Here is a 23,468-nt window from a genome sequence, read left to right as displayed (position 1 = left end):
GCCGGAACGGCCGATCGGACCCCAGGAATCCCGGAGAGGCACTCCCATGACCACGAACGCCACCATGATCGCCGGCCTGGCCCGGCCCGATCTCGCGGAGGCGCACCGTGCCGTGCAGCGGATCTACGGCCCGCAGAGCGACGGCGTGTGGGCCGACCTGCTGTCGAGCGCGGGCCTCGACGGCGAGGAGACCGGGCCGGGCGCGATCGAACGCATGCTCGACGCGATGCGGGCCGGCGCGCCGGTGACCGCGCTCTGCGGCGAGGCGCTGGCGATCCGGGTCGCCAGCCACGACCGCCTCGCCCAGGCCCAGGCCCTGATCCAGGACGGCGCAGCGTCGTGAAGCAGCTGACCGAGGCCGACCGGGACGCGCTGGCCGCGTTCGACCGGCTGCAGGCGGTCGCGAACTACGACCTGACCGACCCGGCGCTGATCGCCGAGCTGGACGTGATCGCGGCCCGGACCGCCGAGAAGCTGGGCCAGCCGGTCGCGCTGACGAACCTGATGCTCGACTCGGCCGCGATGGTGCGCGGCAGCTACGGCGTGAGCCAGTACGGCGACGCGGTGAACGTGCCGATCGAGTGGTCGTTCTGCGTGCGCACGGTCCAGACCGGCGAGCTCAAGGTCATCCCGGACCTGACGCTCGACCCGGAGGAGCACGACAACCCGTTCGTCGTCCACCAGGGCGTCCGCAGCTACGCCGGGGCGCCGTTGAGCACGCCGGACGGCCAGGTCATCGGCACCCACTGCGTGTTCGGGATGCGGCCGCGCGAGTTCTCCGAGGCCGAGCTCGCGACGCTGACCGAGGCGGCCGGGCAGATCGTGACCACGCTGGAGCGGTATAGACGTAATTAGCACCTTTGGCGTGGTTAAGTTCCGGTAGTGAGGAACGGAACCTGGACCGGAGTGCGGGATCTCCTGCTGCCGGCCGCGATCTGGCTCGTCCTGTGCGTGGTCGGGGCCGGGGCGCTGTCCTGGGCCCAGCAGTCCAGCCGTACCGACCTGCTCGAGCGGTTCGACGCCCGGGTGTCGCTGGGCAGCCAGTTCGTGTCCAGCTACGTCCAGGACGTGCTGGCTCGGGAACGCACCCAGGCCGAGCGGTTCCTCTCCGGGAAGACGGTCAGCGACGAGGACTTCCGCCGGTCGGTGACGACGTTCGGCTACCCGGCGGCCGTCCTCGTCGACTCCCGGGGCCGGGTGCTGCACGTCGAGCCCCGGAACCCGGCGCTGATCGGGAAGAACCTGCTCGGCGGCTACGCCCACCTGCGCACCGCGGTCCTCAACGGGACGCCGGCCGTCTCTGCCGTCGTGCCCTCGGCCAGCCGTCACGTCGCGGTGACCGCGTTCGCGATGCCGTACGAGACGGCCTACGGACGGCGGGTGTTCTCCGGTGCCGTCGAGGTGGCTCGCAGCCCGCTCTCGTCCTATCTCACGAAGGCGCTCTCGATCCCCGGCAACCGGGTCTACCTGGTCGACGGCGCGGGCCGGACGGTGGCCGCCAACCGCGCGGTGACCAGCCGGACCGGCGCGTTGAGCACCGCCGAGCCGGCGCTCGCGGCGAAGCTCCGCGCGTCCGGCCGGGTCGCCGGGACGTACACGTCCGGCGGGGCGGGCTGGACGTTCAGCGCCTATCCGGTCAGCGGCACCGGCTGGCGGCTGATCGCGACCGTGCCCGATTCCGCGCTCTACGCCCCGCTCTCCGGCGCGACCACGGCCGGCCGGGTCGGGCTGGCCACCGCGGCCACCGTCGGCCTGATCGCGGTCGCGGTCGCGGCCCGCGGGGCCCGCAGCCGCCGCGAGCTGCGCCTGTCCGAACAGCGGTTCCGCACGGTCTTCGACCGGTCGCTGGTCGGCATGGCGATCGTCGATCTCACCGGCCGGTTCCGCCAGGCCAACCAGGCGTTCTGCACCATGCTCGGCTATTCGCCGGACGCGTTGCTGCAGCTCACGTCCGCCGACGTGACCCACCCGGACGACCGCTCGGCCACCGACGACCCGGTCCGCGAGGCGCTGGCCGGCACCACGCCCGGCTTCACGCTGGAGAAGCGGTACCTGCGGGCCGACGGGCACGTCGTCCACGGGGCGACGACCGCCACGCTGCTCCGCGACCTGGAGAACCAACCGGCCCAGTTCACCGTCCAGGTCGTCGACATCACCGAGCGGAAGCGGCTGGAGGCCGAGGAGGCCGCGGCCCGCACCCAGCTCGCCGAGCACGCCGACGAGCTCGAGCGCACGAACGACGACCTCACCGACGCCCGCGACCGGATGGCCGACTTCGTCGCGATGCTCTCGCACGACGTCCGGCAGCCGATCACCGGCATCCTCGGGTACGCCGAGACGCTGGCCGACGACTGGGAGCACCTGCCCGAGCCGCGGAAGAAGCAGTACCTGCTCGGGATCGCCGGCGCCGGGCACCGGCTGAACGGGCTGGTCGAGGACATCCTCACGGTCGCGCAGCTGGACGCCGGGGTGCTGACCCCGAAGGCCGTGCCGGTCGAGCTGCGAGCCGCCCTGCACGACGCGGTGCTCACGCTGCCGCCGGACGAGGCCCTGGACGTGACGGTGTCGGTTCCGGACGGCACGTACGTCCGCGCCGACCCCGGGCACCTCCAACAGATCGTGACGAACCTGCTGGGCAACGCGGTGAAGTACGGCGCGCCGCCGTTCGACCTGACCGCGGCGGCCCGCGGGGCGATCGTCGAGCTCTGTGTGTGCGACCACGGCGAGGGCGTGCCGCCGGAGTTCGTCCCTCAGCTGTTCGACCGGTTCAGCCGGGCCGAGACCGGGGTCGCGACGACGAAGCGGGGCACCGGGCTGGGCCTGTACATCGTCCGGACGCTGGCCGACGCCGGGCGGATCGGGCTGGGCTACCGCCCCAACCGCCCGACCGGCGCCTGTTTCGTGGTCGAGCTGGCCGCGTCCTCGCCGGACGCGGTCACGACGGCAGCGTCCGCCGTCCGAGAACGCGGAACGTGATGCCGGCCGCGTCCAGCCGGGCGATCAGCGCGTCGCCCATCGCGACCGCGGTCGTCAGCTGGCCGGCGGCCGGCGGGAGGTCGTCGAGCGCGAGGGACAGCGTCGCCTCGCCGAGCATGATCGCGGTGGACGCGTAGCCCGGGTCGCGGTCGCTGTACACCTCGGTGAGCACGCCCTGACCACCGCCGACGCCGGTGCAGCGGACCGACATCCAGCCCGCCTCGCGCTGCTCCGGGGTCGGTCCGGAGCCGGACGGGAAGCGGCGCAGGATGCCGTTGCGGACGGGCCGGATCTGCGCGGCGGCGGCCACCGCCCCGGCGCCGACCACGGCGGCCGCGGCCGCGGCCGGTGACGGCATCACCGCGTACTGCCCGTAGCGGAATTCGGGGCCGTAGCGGTCGAGTGCGGCCGCCGACCGGGCCACGATCTGCGGGTCGAGCGTCGGCAGCGGCACCGTCCACGGGCCGAGCGGATGGGTGCGGGGGAGCGGCCCGGTGAACCCGATCCGCCGTCCGTCCGGCGTCCCCTCGCGGCGACGGCGCTCGCGGTGGGCGCGCCGGGCCGGTAGCGCGTCGGCCACCGCGCCGATCAGCGAGTGCACGGTGCCCGCCGACGCCTGCCCGGCGACCCGGTAGAAGCTCTCGACCTGCAGCGGGACGCCCTCGGGCAGGTGCTGGACGGTGAAGTACGCGCCCAGGTCGGCCGGGATCGAGTCGAACCCGCAGGCGTGGACGAGCTTGGCGCCCGAGCCGACCGCGGTGTCGTGGTGGCGCAGGTACATCTCGTCGACGAAGCGCGGTTCGCCGGTGAGGTCGGTGTAGTGGGTGCCGGACTCGGCGCACGCGGCCACGAGCGGCTCACCGAACTTCACGTACGGGCCGACGGTGCTGGCCACCACCCGCGTCGACTCGGCGACCTCGCGCACTGATCGGGCGTCGGTCGCGTCCGCGTGGAGGACGTCGGGAGCGGATTCGAGGCGGTCGCGGACCGCGGCGAGTTTGGCCGCGTTGCGGCCGGCCAGCGCCCAGCGGAGCCCGGGTGGCGCGTGCCCGGCCAGGTACTCGGCCGTCAGGCCGCCGGTGAAGCCGGTGGCTCCGAACAGGACCAGGTCGTACGGGCGCACCATCGGCGCAGGTTAACAAAAGGCCGACCCCACGGGGTCGGCCTTTTGTTAACCGGGATTAGCTACGGTCGTGCTCCGCCTTGCGGCGGGCGCCACGGCGGGTGGCCTCGTGCCGACCGGCCTCGTGCCGGCCGGGGTGGTGCCGCGTCCGCCGCGGAGCGGCACCGGCCGGGACCGCGTCGGCCGGGACCGCCTCGGTCTCGGGCGCGGTCAGGACCGCGGCCGGGACCGGCTGACGGTCGGCTTCCTCGTCGGCCGGCTGGACCGCGACCCCGTCGATGGCGACGCGGGCCGAACCGGTGTCGACCGCCCGGTCGATCGGCTCGGCCGCCGCGTCCGGGCCGCCCACGGCCGACGCCGACACCGACGGCGACGCCGGGGTCGCGGCCGGGGTGTCGCCGGTCGTCGTGCGGAGCGCGACCTCGCGAATGAACAGCACCGCGACGAACGCCAGCAGCGCAAACGGAGCCGCCACCAGGAAGACGTCACCCGCGCCGTGGCCGTAGGCGTCCATCACCACGGTCCGGACCGGGGCCGGCAGCGTGTCCAGGTCGGGCAGCGCGTCGCCACCGCCGGAGCCGGCCTTGACGCCGATCGCGGCCAGGCCGGAGGCCAGGTAGTCCGAGACCCGGTGTCCGAGCACCGCACCCAGGGCCGACACGCCCACCGCGCCACCGAGGCTGCGGAAGAACGCGACGGTCGAGGACGACGTCCCGAGCTCGCTGGTCTTGACCGTGTTCTGCACGGCCAGCACCAGGTTCTGCATCGTCATACCGAGCCCGACACCGATCAGCGCCATGAAGAGCGCGAGCCGCCAGTACGGCGTCTCGGCGCGGGCGGTGCCCATCAGCGCGAAGCCCGCGGTGGTCAGGAACGCACCGGCGACCAGGAACCGCTTCCACCGGCCGGTCGTGGTGATGATCCGTCCGGAGATCGTCGACGAGAGGAACAGACCGCCGATCATCGGCAGCGTCAGCAGGCCGGACACCGTCGGCGACTCGCCCCGGGCGATCTGGAAGTACTGCGACAGGAACACCGTGGCCCCGAACAGCGCCACCCCGACGAACAGCGACGCGACCGTGGCCAGCGCGACCGTCCGGTTGCGGAACAGCGCCAGCGGGATGATCGGCTCCGACGCCCGCGTCTCGGCGAACACGAACAGCAGGCCCAGCACCAGCGCGCCCGGCACCATGACCGCGGTCGGCCAGGACAGCCAGTCGAACTGGTTACCGCCCAGCGAGACCCAGATCAGCAACAGCGAGACCGCGGCCGTGATCAGCGTCGCGCCGAGGTAGTCGATCTTGACCTTCCGCCGGATCACCGGCAGCTTCAGCGTCCGCTGCAGGACGACGAGCGCGATCGCGGCGATCGGAACGCCGACGTAGAAGCACCAGCGCCAGCCCAGCCAGGACGTGTCGACGATGACGCCACCGATCAGCGGTCCGCTGACGGTCGCGACCGCGAACACCGCACCGAGGTAGCCGGAGTACCGGCCGCGCTCGCGGGGCGCGATCATCGCGGCCATGATCACCTGGGTCAGCGCGGTGAGGCCGCCGACGCCGATGCCCTGGAACGTGCGGGCGGCGATCAGTTCGCCGATGTTCTGCGAGAGGCCGGCGACCGCCGACCCGGCCACGTAGATCACGATCGCGATCTGGACCAGCAGCTTCTTGCTGGTCAGGTCGGCGAGCTTGCCCCAGATCGGGGTGGTGGCGGTCGTGGCCAGCAGCGTGCTGGTGACCACCCAGGTGTACGCCGACTCGCCGCCCTCGAGGTCGGTCAGGATCGTCGGCAGCGCGTTGGACACGATCGTGGACGACAGGATCGCCACGAACATGCCGAGCAGGAGCCCGGTCAGGGCCTCCAGGATCTGACGGTGCGACATCGGCTCCGCGGTCGGTGGCGCACCGGCGGCGGATCGCGCCTCGGTAGCAGTCGTCATCTTCATCCTTAGTGAGTGCTTGACGAGTACAACCTTATCTCGGAGGTTGTTTGATGCAACTTTATAAGTTGTGACGTGTCCGACGTATTCCGGCTCGACAGCCGGTTGGGGGACTGGGATACTGCCGACCCGGCTGACCGGGCCCCGCTCGATCGGGCCATCGACGCCCTGGCCGATCGGCTCATCAATGAGGATGCGGTCACGGCGAAACACTGACGCGGTAACGCTTCCGTAACAGGGCTTCCGCAGGTGAGGCACGTCTCGATATGTTCCCGCCCACAACAATTAACCGCGGTCCGCCCTGGACCCGGTCCCTTCAACGGGGAAGGCGGGAAGACCATGCGCATTCGTGCGCTCACGATGGTCGCGCTCAGCGCCGTCACGGCCCTCACGCTGGCGGCGTGCGGAAATAGTGACTCTGGCTCGGACAACAAGAGCTCCGACTCCGGCTCGTCCGCCACCAAGGGCAAGGTCGGCGTGATCCTGCCGGACACGCAGTCCTCCGCCCGGTGGGAGAGCTTCGACAAGCCTCTGCTGACCAAGGCGTTCAAGGAGGCCGGCGTCGAGGCCGACATCCAGAACGCGCTCGGCGACAAGAGCAAGTTCGTCTCGATCGCCGACGGCATGATCCAGGAGGGCGTCTCGGTCCTCGCGATCGTCAACCTGGACTCCGCCACCGGCGCCCAGGTCGAGTCGAAGGCCAAGGCCGCCGGCGTCAAGACGATCGACTACGACCGGCTGACCCTCGGCGGGCAGGCCGACTACTACGTGTCGTTCGACAACGTGCAGGTCGGCAAGCTGCAGGGCCAGGGCCTGGTCGACGGCCTCACCGCGGCCAAGAAGACCAACCCGTCGATCATCGAGCTGAACGGCTCGCCGACGGACAACAACGCCACGCTGTTCAAGCAGGGCTACGACTCCGTGCTCGACCCGAAGTACAAGGCGGGCTGGAAGAAGGCCGGCGACCAGAGCGTCCCGGACTGGGACAACGCGAAGGCCGTCACGATCTTCGAGCAGCTGCTCACCGCGGCCGGCGGTAAGGTCGACGGCGTTCTCGCGGCCAACGACGGTCTCGGCAACTCGGCGATCACCGTGCTGAAGAAGAACGGCCTGAAGGTGCCGGTCACCGGTCAGGACGCGACCGTCGGCGGTCTGCAGAACATCCTCGCCGGCGACCAGTACATGACCGTCTACAAGCCGATCGCGGACGAGGCCAACGGTCTGGTCAAGCTGGCCGTCGCGCTCCTCAAGGGCGAGAAGGCCGAGACCACCGGTACGGTCGAGGACACCGAGGGCAAGCGCCAGGTCCCGGCGCTGCTGCTCCCGCCGAAGGCCATCACCAAGGACACGGTCAAGGACGTCGTCGCCGACGGCTTCGTGACCAAGGCCGACCTGTGCAAGGACAAGTACGCCGCGCTCTGCACCGCTGCCGGCATCTCCTGACGCAAGTCCTTTCAGCCGGTGGACGGCCCGCTACGGCGGGTCGTCCACCGGCGTTCCGCCGCTGAAGGAGCTGCGATGGCTGACAAGCCACTCCTGGAACTGCGCAAGATCAACAAGAGCTTCGGCCCGGTCCAGGTCCTGCACGACATCGACTTCGCCGTCTACCCCGGCGAGGTCACCGCACTGGTCGGCGACAACGGCGCCGGCAAGTCGACGATGATCAAATGCATCGCCGGAATCCACCACATCGACTCGGGTGAGTTCCTGTTCGACGGCCAGCAGGTCACGCTGAACTCTCCGCGTGACGCGGCCGCGCTGGGCATCGAGATCGTCTATCAGGACCTCGCGCTGGCCGACAACCTCGACATCGTCGAGAACATGTTCCTGGGCCGCGAGTCCAAGAACAAGCTGCGCTGGCTCGACGAGGGCGAGATGGAGAAGAAGGCGCGCGAGACGCTCGCCAGCCTCTCGGTCCGCACGGTCAAGTCGGTACGCCAGCCGGTCAGCAGCCTCTCCGGAGGCCAGCGCCAGACCGTCGCGATCGCCAAGGCCGTGCTCTGGAACTCGCGGATCGTGATCCTCGACGAGCCGACCGCCGCGCTGGGCGTCGCCCAGACCCGGCAGGTGCTCGACCTGGTCCGCCGCCTGGCCGACCGCGGGCTCGGCGTCGTGCTGATCTCGCACAACATGAACGACGTGATCGAGGTCTCCGACCGGATCGACGCCCTCTACCTCGGCCGCATCGCCGCCGAGGTCAAGGCCAAGGACGCCACCGTGGCTCAGGTCGTGGAGCTGATCACCACCGGCCGCTCGGGTGACCTCGGTCTCTCCCGCGCCACCGCGGACGCGAACCTCTGAGGGACTGGGAATGACTACTGACAAGGGTTACAGCGTCGCGACCGACGACTCGGCGCTGGGCAGCACCAAGGAAGCGGACGCGGCGGCCTTCTCCTCGGACGCCGGCCCGAGCAACCTGAGCGAGGCGTTCCGCGCCTTCGTCCAGCGGGTGAAGGGCGGCGACGCCGGCGCACTGCCGGCCGTGCTGGGCGCGGTGGTGCTGGTCATCATCTTCGCCAGCGCCAGCGACGTCTTCCTGAGCAAGGGCAACTTCGCCAACCTGCTCCAGCAGGCCGCGCAGATCTCGGTCCTGGGCATGGGCATGGTCTTCGTGCTCCTGATCGGCGAGATCGACCTGTCCGCCGGTACGGCGGGCGGTGTCTGTGCCGCCGGCATGGCGCTCGCGCTGAACCGGGGCGGCGACCTGCAGGCGGCCCTCGGCACCGGCGTGTTCGTCACGCTGATGCTGATCATGGTGGCCACCGTCGTGATGGCGGCGTTCGCCCGGCTGTGGATCCCGGTGGCGATCATCGCCGTCGGTATCGTCATCGCGGTCGCGCAGCTCGGCTCGAACCAGCTGCTCGCGATGTTCCTCTCGGTCGCGATCGGCACCTCGATCGGCACGCTGATCGGCTTCCTCGTCGCGCGGATCGGCATCCCGTCGTTCATCGTGACGCTGGCGCTGTTCCTGGCCTGGCAGGGCGCACTGCTGAAGTTCATCGGCACCGGGGCCGCGATCCCGACCCGCAGCTACGACGTGATCGACAAGATCGACAACGCGTACATGCCGGTCATCGTCGCGTGGGTGCTGTGGGCGGCCGCCGTGCTGATCTACCTGGGCACGAGCACGTACCGCTCGATCAGCCGCCGGCGCGAAGGGCTGTCGGCCGAGCCGCTGATCCTGGTGTTCGTCCGGGGCGGAGCGATCGCGCTGATCACCGGTATCGCGGTCTACGTCCTCAACCAGGACCGTTCCCGCACGGTGTTCGCGAAGATCCAGGGCGTGCCGTGGGCGGTGCTCGTCGTCGCCGTGGTGTTCGTGTTCTGGACGCTGATCCTCACCAAGACCCAGTACGGCCGCTTCCTCTACGCGGTCGGTGGCAACCGTGAGGCGGCCAAGCGGGCCGGTGTGGACACCAAGCGCATCCGGATGTCCGCGTTCATCATCTGCTCGGGCATGGCCGGTCTGGCCGGCATCATCGGTGCGTCGTACCTGGGCGGTGTTCCGTCCGACTTCGGTAAGAACACCGACGTCCTGTACGCGGTGGGCGCGGCCGTCATCGGCGGTACGTCGCTCTTCGGCGGACGGGGCAAGGTCCGGGACGCGATCATCGGCGCGATCGTGATCGCGATGATCCCGAACGGCCTGAACCTGATCAAGAACATCAGCTCGGCGTACGTCTTCCTCGTCACCGGTCTGGTGCTGCTGGTGGCCGCCGGTGCCGACGCGCTGTCCCGCAGGGCTCCGCAGGAGGACTGATCCTCCGGTGTCCCGAGCCACGGTCGTGCGTCCGGAGGAGATCCGGCGACACAACCTCAGCCAGGTCCTCCAGCAGATCCACGTGCACGGAGAGATGAGCCGGGCGGAGCTCACCGCTTCGCTCGGCCTCAACCGGAGCACGATCGGCGATCTGGTGGCGGACCTGGTGCGGCGCGGCATGGTCGACGAGCACGTCCCGGCCGGTGGTGACAAGGCCGGGCGTCCGTCGCACGTGGTGGCTCCCCGCCGGGACGGTCCGTACGTCCTCGCCGTCGAGGTCGAGGTCGAGCGGATGGTGACGGCGGCGGTCGGCCTCGGCGGCCGGGTGCACGTCCGCCGGGAGACTCCATTAGCCTCCCCGCTGTCGCCCTCCGGCGCCTGCACGCAGATCGCCCGCGACGCGCGGTGGCTCGCCGCCCGCATGCCGGGGGACGCTCGGCTGGTGGGCGTCGGCGTGTCGGTGCCGGGGACGGTCAGCCGTCTGGACGGGCTGGTCGTGCACGCCCCGAACCTCGGCTGGCGGAGCGTCCCGTTCGGGGCGACGTTGCGGCAGCGGCTCGGGTCGGACGTTCGGATCGGTAACAACGCGAACCTCGGCGCGGTCGCCGAGCACCAGCGCGGGGCGGCCCGTCAGCTCCGTGACGTCGTCTACGTGACCGGCTCGGTCGGCGTCGGCGGCGGGGTGATCGTCGACGGGGCCGAGATTCTCGGGGCCGGCGGATACGCCGGCGAGATCGGGCACATCATGCTCGACCCCGACGGGCCGGCCTGCCACTGCGGCAGCAACGGGTGCCTCGAGACGTTCCTGGGCGAGCACGCGCTGCTGCGGGCGGCCGGGTGCGCCGGGTCGCCGGGCTCGGGCGCGGTCGCGTCGGTGTTCTCGGACGCGAGGCTGGGACGGCAACCCGCGGCCGGTGCGGTGGCGCAGCTGGCCGTGGTGCTGGGGCGGGCGCTCGGGATCCTGATAAACGTCTTCAACCCCGAGGCGATCATCGTCCACGACATGCTCGAGGAAATCGTTCGCCTGCAGCGGCCGGCGGTCGAGGCGGAGATCGCCCGCCGCTCCAAGCCCGAGTCCCGCGGGACGCTGCGGCTCCTGACGCCCGAGCTGGGCCGGGACAGCGCCCTCATCGGCGCGAGTGAACTGGCGTTCCAGGCCGTGGTCAGCGGAATCGAATAGCTCGCCGGTGGCCGCCGACGTCCTTCTCGGCCGTGCCGAGAGCCTCTGGACCGGCCTGGCCGATGCGCCGGTCGCGTTCCGCGACGGGGCGTTCGACGTGGCCGTGTCACCCGGCTCGGGGCTCTGCCCGCGGGGCTGGGCCGGCGTCGTCCGGCTCGGGAACGCAGCGATCGGCACCGCACCGGACGCGTCGACCGCCGAGCTGTTGAGCCGCGGCTTCTCGCTGACCACCGGACTCGTGGTCGGGAGCCGGGTACCGACGCTGGGGCCGGCGACCCTCGCCTACTGCGACCCGGCCGACTTCCGCCCGCCGGATTCCGGCGCGGTCGAGACGCTTCCGGCCGGTCATCCCGACGTCGTCGCTTTCCTGGCCGGGGCGCCGGCCGACGACGTCGACGAATCGGGGCTGGCCGAGATCACCTCGCCGGCGTTCGTACGGCGCGCCGGGGCCGACGTCGTGGCGGCCGCGGGTTACCGGGTCTGGCCCGGTGGGGCCGGGCACCTCAGCGTTCTGACGGCTCCGGGCGCACGCGGGCGCGGGCTGGCGCGCGACGTCGCCGGTACCGCCGTCGCCCGCGTGCTGGACCTCGGGTTGCTGCCCCAGTGGCGGGCCCGCCCGGAGGCCTCCCGCCGGGTGGCCCGGGCACTGGGGTTCCGTGAGCTGGGCTTCCAGGTGAGCGTCCGGCTCAGTCCGGGAGCGTCGAGAGCAGCGCCTTGCGGATGATGCGCTGGGCGGCCAGCGCGTCCTGAGCCTTCTGGGCCGCGGCCAGCGCGTCCTCGTCGATCAGGTCGATCGCCCGGTAGATCGCCCTCATCACCTCGATACCGTCCCGCGCCGCCTGCACCTGATCCTCCCGGAACGGGAACTGATCGAGCTGCCAGACGCCCTCCCAGCCGAGCCTGCGCAGCGTCCAGAAGAACTCGACCGTCTCGGTGAGGTGCACCGACCCGACGACCATGTCGTCGTCCCAGCCCCGGAAGTTGTCGTTCACGTCGATCGCGAACAGCCGGCCGCGGGAGATCGCCAGCTGCGCCGCGTCGGCCGGTGACTCGCCGCCGTAGAGCGAGTGACCGAAGTCGAGCAGGATGCCGACGTTCGGCTGCCCCATCTCCTCGATCGCCAGCAGCGTCCGGGCGACGCCGGAGAACACCATGCGGTTGCGCGGCTCGCGGGGCTTGTACTCGATCGCGAACTTGAGGTCGGGGAACGCCACGGCCAGCTCGCGCACGCCCTCGACCGAGTACTTCCAGATCTCGGCGTAGTCGGCCTGGAACGGGTAGTCCCACCCGTCCTGCCCCGGCCACAGCTTGATGTAGTCGACGCCCAGCTCGCGGCCCACTTCGGCCGCGGCCGAGATCAACGCCAGAGCCTCCCGCCGCACCGACTCGGAAGGGTTCGTGAACGCGCCCTTGACGAACGTCCGGGTGTAGATCTCCGGCGTGATCGCGATGGCCCGCAGGTCGTTGCGCTTCAACGCGTCCGCGACCTCGGAGACCGGCAGCTCGGCGGGCGCGAACGGGAACGTCAGGTCGACGACCGACAGCGACCCGACCTGACCGGCGCGGTCGATCGCCTCGAGCGTGGAGACCGGGGGACCGTATCCGTCCGTCGCGTACCGGTCGACGTATTGCCCGAAGTGCCAGATGCCGGCACCGAATAACGGTTCCATTGGAATATCCATTCATAGCCGAATGGGCGTTTCGGCCAACGTAGTTTCCGGCCGGTTACGTGTCAACGGTCGTCCGAGCCAGCGGGATCACGAATTGGCTCTTGACGAAAGCCGCGGTGCGCCCCCAGGGTAGCCGTATGCACATTCGAGCCGGAATAGATATTCGCCATGTTAGTGGCTGACCCACCACTCGCGGCCGAGTACCAGGATCTGCGCCGGCGGCTGGCCGGGGCGGACATCGCGGAAAAAGCAACCGAGCTGGCGAAGATCTCGCTCGCCGTGCGCCGCAGCGTCGTCGAGATGATCGCGTCGGCGAAGCTGGGCCACATCGGCGGCGACTTCTCGGTCACCGACATCCTGGTGACCTGCTTCGCCGGCGTGCTGAACCTCGATCCGACCCGTCCGGACTGGGCCGACCGCGACCGGTTCGTGCTCTCGAAGGGCCACTGCGCCGCGTCGCTCTACTCCACGCTCGCGTTCTGCGGCTTCTTCCCGCGCGCCGAGCTCACGACGTTCATGGCCCCGCTGTCGGCGCTCAACGGCCACCCGAACCGCGTGAAGGTGCCCGGCGTCGAGACGAACAGCGGCCCGCTCGGCCACGGCTTCCCGGTCGCGACCGGGGCGGCGCTGGCGGCCAAGCTCGGCGGCCAGCCCTGGCGCACGGTCGTCGTCCTCGGCGACGGCGAGATGCAGGAGGGCAGCAACTGGGAGGCGGCGATGACCGCGTCCCACTACGAGCTCGCGAACCTCACCGCGATCGTCGACCGCAACCGGCTCCAGCAGGGCGCCCGCACCGAGGACACCAAGGCGCTCGAACCGCTCGGCGACAAGTGGCGCAGCTTCGGCTTCGAGCTGCGCGAGGTCGACGGGCACGACCACGCGGCCCTGCTGCAGGCGCTGGAGCCGTCCACCACCGGCAAGCCGGTCGCGATCGTCGCCCACACGATCAAGGGCAAGGGCGTGTCGTTCATGGAGGACCGCGTCGAGTGGCACCACAAGGTGCCCTCGCCCGAGCAGGTCCGTCTCGCTCTCGAGGAACTCGTGTGACCACCACCTACGACTGCCGGCAGGACTTCGCCGACGAGCTGATCAAGCTCGCCGAGGCCGACGAGCGCATCGTCGCGGTCTGCAACGACTCGGTCGGCTCGAGCAACCTCGTCGGGTTCCGCGAGCGCTTCCCGGACCGCCTGATCAACGTCGGCATCGCCGAGCAGGACCTGGTCGGCGTGGGCGCCGGGCTGGCCAACGGCGGGAAGATCCCGTTCGTCAGCGCGGCCGCGCCGTTCCTCACCGGGCGCGCGCTCGAGCAGATCAAGGCCGACGCCGCCTACAGCAACACCCACGTCGTCCTGTGCGGCCAGAGCCCGGGCATGGCCTACGGCGAGCTCGGCCCGACCCACCACTCGATCGAGGACCTGTCGTGGATGCGGGCGGTCGCGAACCTCCCGGTCGTCGTCCCGGCCGACCCGGAGCAGACCCGCGCCGCGGTCCGCTGGGCGATCGAGAACCCCGGCCCGTCGTTCATCCGGATCCCGAGATTCAAGGTCCCCGCCGTCACCCCGGACGGTGCGCCGTTCGGGCCGGGCCGGAGCAACCAGCTCACCGACGGCGACGACGTCACGGTGATCGCGATCGGCACGCTGGTGTCACGGGCGCTGGAGGCGGCCGAGCGGTTACGCGCCGAGGGCATCGGCCTGCGGGTGATCAACATGCCGTTCGTCGACCCGTTCGACGTGGGCGCGGTCCTCGCCGCGGCCCGCGAGACCGGCGGCATCATCACCGCCGAGGAGGCCACGGTCAGCGGCGGCCTCGGGGCCGCGGTCGCGTCGCTGGTCGCGGCCGAGCACCCGGTCCGGATGCGCATCCTCGGCATCCCGAACGTGTTCGCCCCCACCGGCAGCGCCGGCTTCCTGCTGGAGCACTTCGGCCTGACCGCCGACGGCATCGTCGCCGCCGCCAGAGAGCTGCTGGGACATGGCCTCCACCGCTGACCTGATCCTGGCGATCGACCAGGGCACCAGCTCCACCAAGGCTCTGCTGGTCTCCGCCGACGGCTCGGTCGTCCGCTCCGCGTCCGCGCCGCTGGGTGCTGCGCACCCGCGTCCGGGCTGGGTCGAACAGGACGCGCTCGAGGTCTGGGAGAGCGTCCGCCTCGCGGTCGGGTCCTGCCTTTCTTCGGACGACGCTCCGCGGATCGTCGCGGTCGGGCTGACGAATCAGCGCGAGTCGCTGGTGCTGTGGGATCGGGCGACCGGCGAGCCGCTCGGGCCAGTGCTCGGCTGGCAGGACCGGCGGACCGCTGAGCGCTGCGCGATGCTGGTCGCGGCCGGGGCGGGTGAGCTGGTCGCGGAGGTCAGCGGGCTACCGCTGGACCCGATGTTCTCGGCGCTGAAGGCCCAGTGGCTGCTCGACGAGTACGACCCGGACCGGCGACGCAGCGAAGCCGGGGAGCTGTGCCTCGGGACGATCGACTCCTGGCTGCTGTCGCGGTTCGGCGGAGAGCACGTCACCGAGATCGGGAACGCGTCGCGGACGCAATTGCTGGACGCGCGGCGCGGGGTGTGGGATCCGCGGCTGCTGGCGCTGTTCGGGGTGCCGTCGGCGGTGCTGGGCACGGTCGTCGCGTCCGACGGGCCGTTCCCGGCCGTGCGCGGTCTCGACCCGCTGCCCGACGGGGTACCGGTGCTCGCCGTGCTCGGTGACTCGCATGCGGCGCTGTTCGCGCACGCGGGCTGGCGGCCGGGCGTCGTGAAGGCCACCTACGGCACCGGGTCGTCGGTGATGGCGGCGCTGTCCGGGCCGGCCGGCAGCGCGGCCGGGCTGTGCCTGACGGTCGCCTGGCAGCTCGGGGGAGCGGCGCCGACGCTCGCGCTGGAGGGGAACATCCGGTCGTCCGGGCGGACGCTCACCTGGCTGGCCGAGCTGTTGGGCGTCGGCGTGGACGAGCTGTTGTCGACGGCCGGGCCGAGTTCGGAGGGCGTGGCCCTGGTGCCGGCGTTCGGCGGGCTCGGCGCGCCCTGGTGGGACGCTTCCGCGGTCGCGACGGTCAGTGGGCTGACGCTCGGGTCCGGGCGTCCGGCGCTGGCCCGGGCGGCGATCGAGTCGGTGGCGCTCCAGGTCGAGGACGTCGTGGCGGCGGTCGAGTCGGTCGGCGGGCCGGTCGGGACGTTGCTGGCCGACGGGGGTCTGTCGCGGAGCACCGCGGTCATGCAGGCCCAGGCCGACGTCTCCGGCCGCGAGGTCCGCCGGGCCGACGAAGCCGACCTGTCCGCCCTGGGCGCAGCCCAGCTCGCCGGGGTGGGCGCCGGCTTCTGGACCGTGGACCAGCTCGCCGAGCGCCCCCGCGAGACGGAGCTGTTCCTACCGACGCTGACCGCCGACGACCGCCGCGCCGCACGTACCGCGTGGCGCGCCGCGGTAGCGCGCGCCCGAGGCAAGACCGTCCCCGACGCGCCACCCGCGCCAGCGGGCGCGGCGTCCGCCGAGTTCGGAGTGGAGGCCGTTGCGGCCTCGCCAACCAACCCCATTGCACCGAGGAGGCTCACGTGACGTCGTCGTCGCCGACCGAGTCACAAGCCGCGACACAAGCCCCCGCCACCGAGGCCGCTCCGGCGGCGACGCGGGCCGCCCGGGGGCGGGTGGTCAATACGCGGCCTCGCGGACGGGTGCGGGCGATCCAGGCCGCCGTGGTCGTGATCGTGCTGGCCGCGATGGGCCTCTCCACCGAGTGGCGCGACGCCGACGCCCCCCAGACGACCTCCGAAGCCGAGCGGACGTTCGACCCGGCCGCCTACGGCCAGGAGACGTTCCCCAAGGTCGTCCCGCTCGTCGAGAAGGAGGCCCAGCCGATCACCGAGCTGGTCCCCGCGCTCGTCGCCGACGCGGACGCGGCCGGCGCGAAGTTCGGCCACCGCGAAGGCACCAGCCCATACAGCTTCGCGGCCACCGCCGAGGGCACCGCGGGCGCCCCGAACGGCAGCCTCCTCCCGCTCACCGTCGAGGGCCTCCCGAAGGACACTCAGATCTGGGTCCAGGTCGGCCCGGCGATCACCGGCACCTCGCTCCGCGACGCGACCGGCACGATCACGTTCGGCCAGTTCCTCAACCAGGTCCAGTACGCCGACGCCGGCACCGCGTTGAACAACGAGGTCCGCAGCCAGGTCCTGAAGGGCGTCACCCCGGCCACCCTCAAAGGCAAGAAGGTGACGCTCACCGGCACGTTCACGTTCCTGACCCCGCAGGTCGTGACGCTGACCCCGGTGAAGTTCGAGGTAGTGCCGTGAGCGTCCTCAGCGCTTCGCAGATCACCAAGGTGTTCGGCGGCACCCACGCGCTGAAGGGCGTCGATTTCGCGGCCGCGGCCGGACGCGTCACCGCGCTGTTCGGCGAGAACGGCGCGGGCAAGTCGACGCTGATGAAGATCCTGGCCGGGATCGAGACGCCCACCACCGGGCACATCGCGGTCGACGGCGAACCGGTCACGTTCGGCTCGGCCCGCGAAGCCGCCGACCTCGGCATCGTCATCATTCACCAGGAGCTCAGCCTCTGCGCGAACCTCTCGGTCGAGGACAACCTGTTCCTCGGCCGGGAGCGGGTCACCGGCGCCGGTGCCGTCGACCGCAAGACCGAACGCGGTCTCGCGGCCGACATCCTGCGCCGGCTGGAGGAGGAGATCGACCCCCGGACGCTCGTCGGCGAGCTGCGCCTGGGTCAGCAGCAGCTGGTCGAGATCGCCCGCGCGCTGCTGCAGGACGCCCGGGTGCTGATCATGGACGAGCCGACGTCCGCTCTGTCGGAGCCCGAGGTCGAGGTCCTGTTCCGGCTGATCCGGGAGCTCACCGCCGACGGCGTCGCCGTCGTCTACATCTCGCACCACCTCGACGAGGCACTGTCGATCGCCGACGACGTCGTCGTGCTGCGGGACGGCTCGCTGGTCGCCACGTCCGCGGCGAAGGACGTCGACCTGGGGTGGATCGTCCGGCAGATGGTCGGCCGGGACCAGGACTCGCTGTTCCCGGAGCGGGACACGGTCCTCGGCGACGAGTTGCTGAGCGTCACCGACCTGGTCGTGCCGGACCCGTCCAACAACGACCGGCTGGCGATCGACGGCCTGACCGTGCGGGTCCGGGCCGGGGAGATCGTCGGGCTCTACGGGCTGATGGGTGCCGGCCGCACCGAGCTGCTCGAGGCGCTGGCCGGACGGATCCCGATCCAGTCCGGGGAGGTCCGGCTGGACGGCGAGCCGCTCGGCGGCGAGGGCATCCGGGACCGGATCTCCCGCGGGCTGATGCTGGTGCCCGAGGACCGGCAGCGCGACGGCCTGGTGCAGACGATGACCGTGGGGGAGAACCTCTCGCTGGCCGGTCTGCTGGCGTTCGCGAAGCGGATCTTCCTGTCGCGTTCGCGGGAGGACGCGGCCGTTCAGCGCACGATCACCGACGTCACGGTGAAGACGTCGAGCCCGAAGTCGCCGATCGGGGCGCTGTCCGGCGGCAACCAGCAGAAGGTCGTCATCGGCAAGGCGCTGCTCACCGAGCCGCGCGTCCTGCTGCTGGATGAGCCCAGCCGGGGCGTCGACGTCGGCGCCAAGGCCGACGTGTTCGCGCTGATGGCCGAGCAGGCCCGGCGCGGCCTGGCCGTGCTGTTCACCACCTCGGAGGCCGAGGAGGCCCTGCACATCCCCGACCGGCTGCTGGTGCTGGCCCGCGGCCGCATCGTCGGCGAGTTCCGGCGCGGCGAGCTGACCCGAGAAGACCTGATGAGTGCGTCCGGCGGCGCAGCGTCCGCAAAACAGACCGGAGAAGCGTCATGAGCACCGCAACCGCTCAACCACCCTCTACCGAACGGCGCGAAGCGGCGGCCGAGGCCGCCTCGCAGGCCAAACGCCTGCGGATGCTGGACGTGGTGTTCGAGGCGCGCGCGTTCATCGCGCTCGCGGTGCTGATCATCGTCTTCACGCTGCTGTCGGACACGTTCCTGACCGTGACGAACGTGATCACGATGACCAAGCACGTCGCGATCAACGGGATCCTCGCGCTGGGCATGCTGCTGGTGATCCTGAAGGGCGGGATCGACCTGTCGGTCGGCTCGATCGTCGGGCTGTCCGGCGTGGTGGCCGGTGAGCTGCTCGGCGGCGTGACGCTGTTCGGGGTCATCGCGTACCCGCCGGTGTGGGTCGTCATCCTGGTCGCGATCGCGGTCGGGACGTTCGTCGGCGCGATCAACGGCATCCTCGTGACGCGGTTCAACGTGGCGCCGTTCATCGCCACGCTCGGCATGTTGTACGTGGCCCGCGGGGCCGCGCTGCTGATCTCCGACGGCGAGACGTACCCGAACCTCGGCGGAGACGAGGAACTGGGCAACACCGGATTCGACTGGCTCGGTACCGGCAAGGTGCTCGGGATCCCGGTCTCGATCTACCTGCTGGTGATCCTGGCCGCGGTGATCACGGTGCTGATCCGGAAGGCGCCGTTCGGCCGCTGGCTCTACGCGACCGGAGGCAACGAGCGGGCCGCCGAGCTCTCCGGGGTGCCGGTGCGGTCGGTCAAGGCCCGCGTCTACATGATCTCCGGCGCCTGTGCGGCGCTGTCCGGGCTGATCATCGCGTCCGAGCTGACGTCGGCCGCGCCGCAGGCCGGGGAGACGTTCGAGCTGAACGCGATCGCGGCCGTCGTCATCGGCGGGGCGGCGCTGTCCGGCGGTCGCGGGAACGTCCGCGGGACGCTCGTCGGCGCGTTCGTCATCGGCTTCCTCGCCGACGGTCTGGTCAACCTCGGCGTCTCGACGTTCTGGCAGATCGCGATCAAGGGCGCGGTCATCGTGCTCGCGGTCGTCCTCGACCAGGGCCAGCAGCGCTTCAAGAAGCGCGGTGCGGCCGCCGCGGCGGCCGCCCAGACCGCGCCACCGAAGGCCTGAGTTTCCACCCAACCCCCGAGAAACCCTCACTGTGGAGGTATCACCCCCATGTCTCTCAGACTGCGTCGTCTGGCCACGGCCGGCCTCGCTCTCTCCCTCGGCGTCTTCGCCCTCGCCGGGTGCGGTGGCTCCGACGACGACGCCACCTCGGGCTCGTCGTCGGACGCCGGCGGGCTGATCGCGATCATCACCCCGTCGCCCGACAACCCGTTCTTCAAGGCCGAGGCCGACGCCGCGGCGGCGAAGGCCAAGTCGCTCGGCTACGAGACCTCGGTCGCGTCCCACGACGACGACCCGAACAAGCAGTCCGAGCTGATCGACGCGGCGATCTCGCGCAAGGCCAAGGCGATCGTGCTCGACAACGCGGGCGCCGACGCCTCGATCGGCCCGGTGCAGAAGGCCAAGGACGCCGGCATCCCGGTCTTCCTCATCGACCGCGAGATCAACAAGACGGGCGTCGCCACCGCCCAGATCGTCTCCAACAACGCCCAGGGCGCCCAGCTGGCCGCGCAGGAGTTCGTCAAGGGCATGCAGAGCAAGGGCAACTACGTCGAGCTCACCGGTAAGGAGTCCGACACCAACGCGGGCGTCCGCTCCAAGGGCTACGCCGACGTGATCTCGCAGTACCCGGCGATGAAGAAGGTCGCCAGCGTGAGCGCCAACTGGGACCAGCAGGAGGCGTTCACCAAGATGGAGACGATCATCCAGAAGAACAAGGACATCCAGGGCGTCATCGCCGGCAACGACACGATGGCGCTCGGCGCGGTGGCCGCGCTCAAGGGCGCCGGCCTGCTGAACAAGGTCGTCGTCGTCGGCTTCGACGGCAGCCCGGACGCGATCGCGGCGATCAAGGCCGGCGAGATGCTGGCCACCGCGCTCCAGCCGGCCGCGCTGGCCGCCGAGAACGCGGTGACGCAGGCCGACAAGACGATCAAGGACGGCAAGTCCGGCGAGCCGGAGAAGCAGTCGATCGACTGCGAGATCGTCACCAAGGCCAACGCCGACGACTTCGGCGTCTTCGCCCGCAAGTCCTGAATTCGCGCGGGGTGGGGCTCGCTCTCCGGGGCCCCGCCCCGCATCGCTAGACTTTCGGTGAATAGATATGAGGGAGACGCCGATGCCGGTCACCGGCGTGCGCACGGTGGGCGCCGAGCAGCTGCGGATGCTGGCCAAGGTCGCCCGCATGTACCACGAGCAGGGCATGCGCCAGCCCGAGATCGCGGCCCAGCTGAACATCTCGCAGCCCCGCGTCTCCCGGCTGCTCAAGGAGGCGACGACCCGGGGCATCGTCCGGACCGTCGTCGTGCTGCCCCCGGGCGTCCACACCGAGCTGGAGGAACAGCTCCAGACGCGCTACGGCCTGCGTGACGCGGTCGTGGTCGACACCGACGGCTCGAACGGCGACGTGATCCCGGCCCTGGGCGCGGCCGCCGCCGTGTACCTGGACGCCACCCTCAAGGGCGGTGACGTCATCGGCATCTCGTCCTGGAGCGAGTCGCTGCTGGCGGCCGTCGACGCGATGCACCCCAAGCACACGCAGGTCGCCGACCGTGTCGTCCAGATCGTGGGGGGCGTCGGGAGCCCGGAGGCGCAGGTGCAGGCGACCCGGCTGACCGGGCGCCTGGCCGAGCTGACCGGCGCGAGGCCGGTGTTCGTGCCGTCACCCGGCCTGGTCGGGACGCCGGCCATCCGCCGGGCGCTGACCCAGGACGACGCCGTGGCCGCGGTGATGGCGCAGTGGAAGGAGCTGACGGTCGCGCTGGTCGGCATCGGCAGCCTGGAGCCGTCGCCGTTGCTCCTGCAGTCGGGCAACGCGGTCGCCGAGTCGGACCAGGACGAGCTGCGCGCGCTCGGCGCGGTCGGAGACGTCTGCCTGAGGTTCTTCGACGACGGCGGGCGGCCGGTGAAGTCGCGGCTCGACCAGCGGGTCGTCGGCATCACCGGTAACGACCTGCGGACGATCGAGCGGCGGGTGGCGGTGGCGGGCGGAGAACGCAAGTTCTCGGCGATCCGCGCCGCGCTGCTCAACGACTGGGTGAACGTGTTGATCACCGACGTGACGACCGCCGAGCGCCTCGTCGCGTGAACCCTCGGTAGCGCTCCGCCGTCACCATGGACAGGGGGCGGGGGAGTACTGGGGGAAGGCGATGGCAGGTTTTCTGCTGTTCTTACCGTTCGCCGCGGCGATCGGGTTCGGGGCGTCCTGGGCGGCGTTCGCGTGGCGCCTCGACCGCGAGGCGAATCCGCTGATCAGCGAGATCGCGCTGAGCCGCACGGTGGTCGGCTTCGCGTTCGTCGTCGCGGTCTCGCTTCCGTACCGCGCGACCGACGACACGGTCGACGACGTGGTCGGGAAGTTCGACGAGAGCGTCGTCGTCGCGCTCGCGGTGATGGGCGTCAGCTTCGCGGTGCTGTACGTCGCGGTCGTCGGGACGGCCGGGGACCGGATGCGGGAGGAGATGGGGCCGGTCCTGTGGCGGGCCGGGACCGCGGTCGCCGGATTCTTCGTCTGGTGGTTCTCGGCGCAGCAGCTGCGCCTGTCGAGCAACGCCGGCTGGCCGCTGATCTGGGTCGCGGCCACCGTGTTCTTCTTCTCCAGCCTGTGGTTCATCGCCCGGTACTGGTTCGGGATCAACCGGGTCCACCCGTTGCTCGGACCGGCCGTCACCGCGATCACCACGGTCGTGCTGAGCGTGCGCGAGCTCGGGTTCGAGGGGCCGCCCGCCGGGTTTCCGGTGCGGATCTGGTTGCTGATCAACGTCGGCGGGCTCGGGACGGCGCTCAGCGTCTGCGCGTGGGAGTTCCTCGAGACGGTCGTCGCCGAACGGCGGGATCTGTCCTGGGTGCCGCGGACGATCGCGATCGTCGGCGCCATCGGGACGGTCGCGGCCGTCGGGCTGGTCGTCTCCGGTGCCGTGGAGCGGGCCGCCTGCGGCAGCCTGGTGCGCTGCACCCCAGAACCGGAGGACGGGGGCACGGCCGGAGAGACCACCGTCGTGACCGTCCCGATGCTGGGCGGCGTCGACCTGGACGCGCGTCCGCCGGCGGTGGCCTCGATCGCGGACCCGGCCGTGGACCTCGCCTACGACAACTCGTACGCGCTCGGCAGCCGCCTGCACCCGACGACCGGCCGGGCGTCGCTCTGGACCGGGGCCGCGGCGCCCGGCCCGGACGACTGCGTCGCGCTGCTCCGGAGCAGCCCCGGCCTCGGCTCGGCCGGCGTCGTGCCGCAGCCGGGCCTGGTGCTGTGCGTCGGGACGCCGGGCGGTGCGGTGACTCGCGTGCTGGTGCGCCGGGCCGCGTACGACGGCGTCGCGCTGGAGACCACCGTCTGGCGGTGATCGGGCCGCCCGGACGTGACGATTCGGCGCGTGGATCGTTTCGCATCCGCGGGGCGCGGTAAACCAGGGACAGATGAGGAGGGGTCGTGCGAACGGTGGAGGTGGTCCGTCCGATGAACATCGAGTGTGACCCTGTCGTCGAGCTCGATGGCGCACATGATCCCACCCCGGCGGCGACGGTCGAGATCCGCGGCGCGGTGCGCGCGCTGCTCGACCAGTGGCACATCGTCGGCACCGCGGCCGAGGACGTGCTGCTCGTCGTGCACGAGCTCGTCGCGAACGTCGTCGACCACGCGAAGACGCCGTTCCGGCTCGCGATCAAGCTGTGCGGCTCGGTCGTCCAGGTGTGGGTCCGCGACCAGAGCCGGCGGCCGATCGTCGTCCGTCCGCTCGACCCGGAGTCCCTGCGCGGACGCGGGCTGCCGCTGATCGCGGCGATCGCCGACAACTGGGGCTGCCAGGAGTGCTCGGACGGCAAGACGGTCTGGGCCGCTATCCCTGTCTAGGCCCTGTCCTGCGAATCTCGCTCGCAGCGGAGCCGCAGCCGAGCACGGATTCGCA

22 protein-coding genes are annotated in these 23,468 nt (G+C 71.3%); 19 read left to right on the top strand and 3 right to left on the bottom strand.

All coding sequences use genetic code 11. From position 1 onward, the window contains the following. The first annotated feature begins 46 nt into the window (after nt 1-46). The 3 genes from FL583_RS35990 to FL583_RS35980 are packed head-to-tail and all read left to right on the top strand — an operon-like array spanning nt 47 to nt 2,976. Entirely contained in the window at nt 47-343 is a 297-nt protein-coding gene (locus FL583_RS35990) for a hypothetical protein (RefSeq protein WP_142709380.1), read from the top strand. Further along, nucleotides 340-855, top strand: a complete 516-nt coding sequence (locus FL583_RS35985; protein ID WP_142709379.1) for a GAF domain-containing protein — start codon at nt 340-342, stop codon at nt 853-855. The genes FL583_RS35990 and FL583_RS35985 overlap by 4 nt, the downstream gene beginning before the upstream one ends. 27 nt (nt 856-882) lie before the next feature. Continuing rightward, complete coding sequence (locus FL583_RS35980) at nt 883-2,976, top strand: sensor histidine kinase (RefSeq protein WP_142709378.1); 2,094 nt, start codon at nt 883-885, stop codon at nt 2,974-2,976. Here FL583_RS35980 and FL583_RS35975 read toward each other — a convergent pair. Further along, entirely contained in the window at nt 2,936-4,102 is a 1,167-nt protein-coding gene (locus tag FL583_RS35975; protein WP_142709377.1) for a saccharopine dehydrogenase family protein, read from the bottom strand. The genes FL583_RS35980 and FL583_RS35975 overlap by 41 nt on opposite strands. A gap of 55 nt (nt 4,103-4,157) precedes the next feature. After that, complete coding sequence (locus tag FL583_RS35970) at nt 4,158-5,984, bottom strand: MDR family MFS transporter (protein ID WP_142709395.1); 1,827 nt, start codon at nt 5,982-5,984, stop codon at nt 4,158-4,160. A 132-nt stretch (nt 5,985-6,116) separates the two neighbouring features. Here FL583_RS35970 and FL583_RS40580 point away from each other — a divergent pair, with 132 nt between their 5' ends. The 6 genes from FL583_RS40580 to FL583_RS35945 all read left to right on the top strand — a co-directional run bounded on the left by FL583_RS40580 (nt 6,117) and on the right by FL583_RS35945 (nt 11,705). Then, nucleotides 6,117-6,257 carry a hypothetical protein gene (locus FL583_RS40580; RefSeq protein WP_170324050.1) on the top strand — a complete coding sequence of 47 codons (141 nt, stop codon included), beginning with the start codon at nt 6,117-6,119 and terminating at the stop codon, nt 6,255-6,257. Between the two features lie 123 nt (nt 6,258-6,380). Next, entirely contained in the window at nt 6,381-7,484 is a 1,104-nt protein-coding gene (locus FL583_RS35965) for a sugar ABC transporter substrate-binding protein (RefSeq protein ID WP_142709376.1), read from the top strand. 75 nt (nt 7,485-7,559) lie between these two features. Then, nucleotides 7,560-8,342, top strand: coding sequence for an ATP-binding cassette domain-containing protein (locus tag FL583_RS35960; protein WP_142709375.1), 783 nt, complete (start codon nt 7,560-7,562; stop codon nt 8,340-8,342). Between the two features lie 10 nt (nt 8,343-8,352). Further along, nucleotides 8,353-9,801, top strand: coding sequence for a sugar ABC transporter permease (locus FL583_RS35955; RefSeq protein ID WP_142709374.1), 1,449 nt, complete (start codon nt 8,353-8,355; stop codon nt 9,799-9,801). Between the two features lie 7 nt (nt 9,802-9,808). Continuing rightward, a complete protein-coding gene (locus tag FL583_RS35950; RefSeq protein WP_142709373.1) occupies nt 9,809-10,981 on the top strand; it encodes an ROK family transcriptional regulator in 1,173 nt (390 codons plus the stop codon). A 7-nt stretch (nt 10,982-10,988) separates the two neighbouring features. Beyond that, nucleotides 10,989-11,705 (top strand): GNAT family N-acetyltransferase, encoded by a 717-nt coding sequence (locus FL583_RS35945; RefSeq protein ID WP_142709372.1) that lies wholly within the window; start codon nt 10,989-10,991, stop codon nt 11,703-11,705. Here FL583_RS35945 and FL583_RS35940 read toward each other — a convergent pair. Continuing rightward, nucleotides 11,668-12,651: a sugar phosphate isomerase/epimerase family protein gene (locus FL583_RS35940; RefSeq protein ID WP_205752758.1), complete on the bottom strand. Its 984-nt coding sequence runs from the start codon at nt 12,649-12,651 to the stop codon at nt 11,668-11,670. The genes FL583_RS35945 and FL583_RS35940 overlap by 38 nt on opposite strands. A gap of 168 nt (nt 12,652-12,819) precedes the next feature. On the opposite strand from FL583_RS35940, the gene FL583_RS35935 reads away from it, so the two are divergent. The 10 genes from FL583_RS35935 to FL583_RS35890 all read left to right on the top strand — a co-directional run bounded on the left by FL583_RS35935 (nt 12,820) and on the right by FL583_RS35890 (nt 23,413). Beyond that, the gene (locus FL583_RS35935) at nt 12,820-13,698 is read left to right on the top strand and encodes a transketolase (RefSeq protein WP_142709370.1); all 879 of its coding nucleotides are present in this window, start codon (nt 12,820-12,822) and stop codon (nt 13,696-13,698) included. Next, the gene (locus FL583_RS35930; protein WP_142709369.1) at nt 13,695-14,642 is read left to right on the top strand and encodes a transketolase family protein; all 948 of its coding nucleotides are present in this window, start codon (nt 13,695-13,697) and stop codon (nt 14,640-14,642) included. The genes FL583_RS35935 and FL583_RS35930 overlap by 4 nt, the downstream gene beginning before the upstream one ends. Then, entirely contained in the window at nt 14,626-16,200 is a 1,575-nt protein-coding gene (locus FL583_RS35925; RefSeq protein ID WP_142709368.1) for an FGGY-family carbohydrate kinase, read from the top strand. Before FL583_RS35930 ends, FL583_RS35925 begins: the two co-directional genes overlap by 17 nt. Then, nucleotides 16,197-16,934, top strand: coding sequence for a DUF2291 family protein (locus FL583_RS35920; protein ID WP_142709367.1), 738 nt, complete (start codon nt 16,197-16,199; stop codon nt 16,932-16,934). Before FL583_RS35925 ends, FL583_RS35920 begins: the two co-directional genes overlap by 4 nt. Further along, the gene (locus FL583_RS35915) at nt 16,931-18,463 is read left to right on the top strand and encodes a sugar ABC transporter ATP-binding protein (protein WP_142709366.1); all 1,533 of its coding nucleotides are present in this window, start codon (nt 16,931-16,933) and stop codon (nt 18,461-18,463) included. Before FL583_RS35920 ends, FL583_RS35915 begins: the two co-directional genes overlap by 4 nt. Further along, nucleotides 18,460-19,566, top strand: a complete 1,107-nt coding sequence (locus FL583_RS35910) for an ABC transporter permease (RefSeq protein WP_142709365.1) — start codon at nt 18,460-18,462, stop codon at nt 19,564-19,566. The genes FL583_RS35915 and FL583_RS35910 overlap by 4 nt, the downstream gene beginning before the upstream one ends. Nucleotides 19,567-19,614: 48 nt before the next feature. Continuing rightward, complete coding sequence (locus FL583_RS35905; RefSeq protein WP_142709364.1) at nt 19,615-20,601, top strand: D-ribose ABC transporter substrate-binding protein; 987 nt, start codon at nt 19,615-19,617, stop codon at nt 20,599-20,601. Between the two features lie 82 nt (nt 20,602-20,683). After that, entirely contained in the window at nt 20,684-21,652 is a 969-nt protein-coding gene (locus FL583_RS35900; RefSeq protein WP_142709363.1) for a sugar-binding transcriptional regulator, read from the top strand. A gap of 61 nt (nt 21,653-21,713) precedes the next feature. After that, nucleotides 21,714-22,907 (top strand): hypothetical protein, encoded by a 1,194-nt coding sequence (locus FL583_RS35895; protein WP_142709362.1) that lies wholly within the window; start codon nt 21,714-21,716, stop codon nt 22,905-22,907. An 86-nt stretch (nt 22,908-22,993) separates the two neighbouring features. Then, nucleotides 22,994-23,413 (top strand): ATP-binding protein, encoded by a 420-nt coding sequence (locus FL583_RS35890; RefSeq protein WP_142709361.1) that lies wholly within the window; start codon nt 22,994-22,996, stop codon nt 23,411-23,413. The last annotated feature ends 55 nt before the right edge of the window (nt 23,414-23,468 follow it).

Source organism: Cryptosporangium phraense, assembly GCF_006912135.1.
Lineage (GTDB): Bacteria > Actinomycetota > Actinomycetes > Mycobacteriales > Cryptosporangiaceae > Cryptosporangium > Cryptosporangium phraense.
The sequence above is the reverse complement of the archived record's forward strand: the minus strand, read 5'-3'. Positions and strand labels throughout refer to the sequence as shown.

Coding starts and splice junctions, on each gene's coding strand:
- FL583_RS35990 (WP_142709380.1), top strand. CDS start 47: ATGACCACGAACGCCACCATGATCGCCGGCCTGGCCCGGCCCGATCTC.
- FL583_RS35975 (WP_142709377.1), bottom strand. CDS start 4,102: ATGGTGCGCCCGTACGACCTGGTCCTGTTCGGAGCCACCGGCTTCACC.
- FL583_RS35970 (WP_142709395.1), bottom strand. CDS start 5,984: ATGTCGCACCGTCAGATCCTGGAGGCCCTGACCGGGCTCCTGCTCGGC.
- FL583_RS35965 (WP_142709376.1), top strand. CDS start 6,381: ATGCGCATTCGTGCGCTCACGATGGTCGCGCTCAGCGCCGTCACGGCC.
- FL583_RS35960 (WP_142709375.1), top strand. CDS start 7,560: ATGGCTGACAAGCCACTCCTGGAACTGCGCAAGATCAACAAGAGCTTC.
- FL583_RS35955 (WP_142709374.1), top strand. CDS start 8,353: ATGACTACTGACAAGGGTTACAGCGTCGCGACCGACGACTCGGCGCTG.
- FL583_RS35940 (WP_205752758.1), bottom strand. CDS start 12,651: ATGGAACCGTTATTCGGTGCCGGCATCTGGCACTTCGGGCAATACGTC.
- FL583_RS35935 (WP_142709370.1), top strand. CDS start 12,820: ATGTTAGTGGCTGACCCACCACTCGCGGCCGAGTACCAGGATCTGCGC.
- FL583_RS35925 (WP_142709368.1), top strand. CDS start 14,626: ATGGCCTCCACCGCTGACCTGATCCTGGCGATCGACCAGGGCACCAGC.
- FL583_RS35910 (WP_142709365.1), top strand. CDS start 18,460: ATGAGCACCGCAACCGCTCAACCACCCTCTACCGAACGGCGCGAAGCG.
- FL583_RS35905 (WP_142709364.1), top strand. CDS start 19,615: ATGTCTCTCAGACTGCGTCGTCTGGCCACGGCCGGCCTCGCTCTCTCC.
- FL583_RS35900 (WP_142709363.1), top strand. CDS start 20,684: ATGCCGGTCACCGGCGTGCGCACGGTGGGCGCCGAGCAGCTGCGGATG.
- FL583_RS35895 (WP_142709362.1), top strand. CDS start 21,714: ATGGCAGGTTTTCTGCTGTTCTTACCGTTCGCCGCGGCGATCGGGTTC.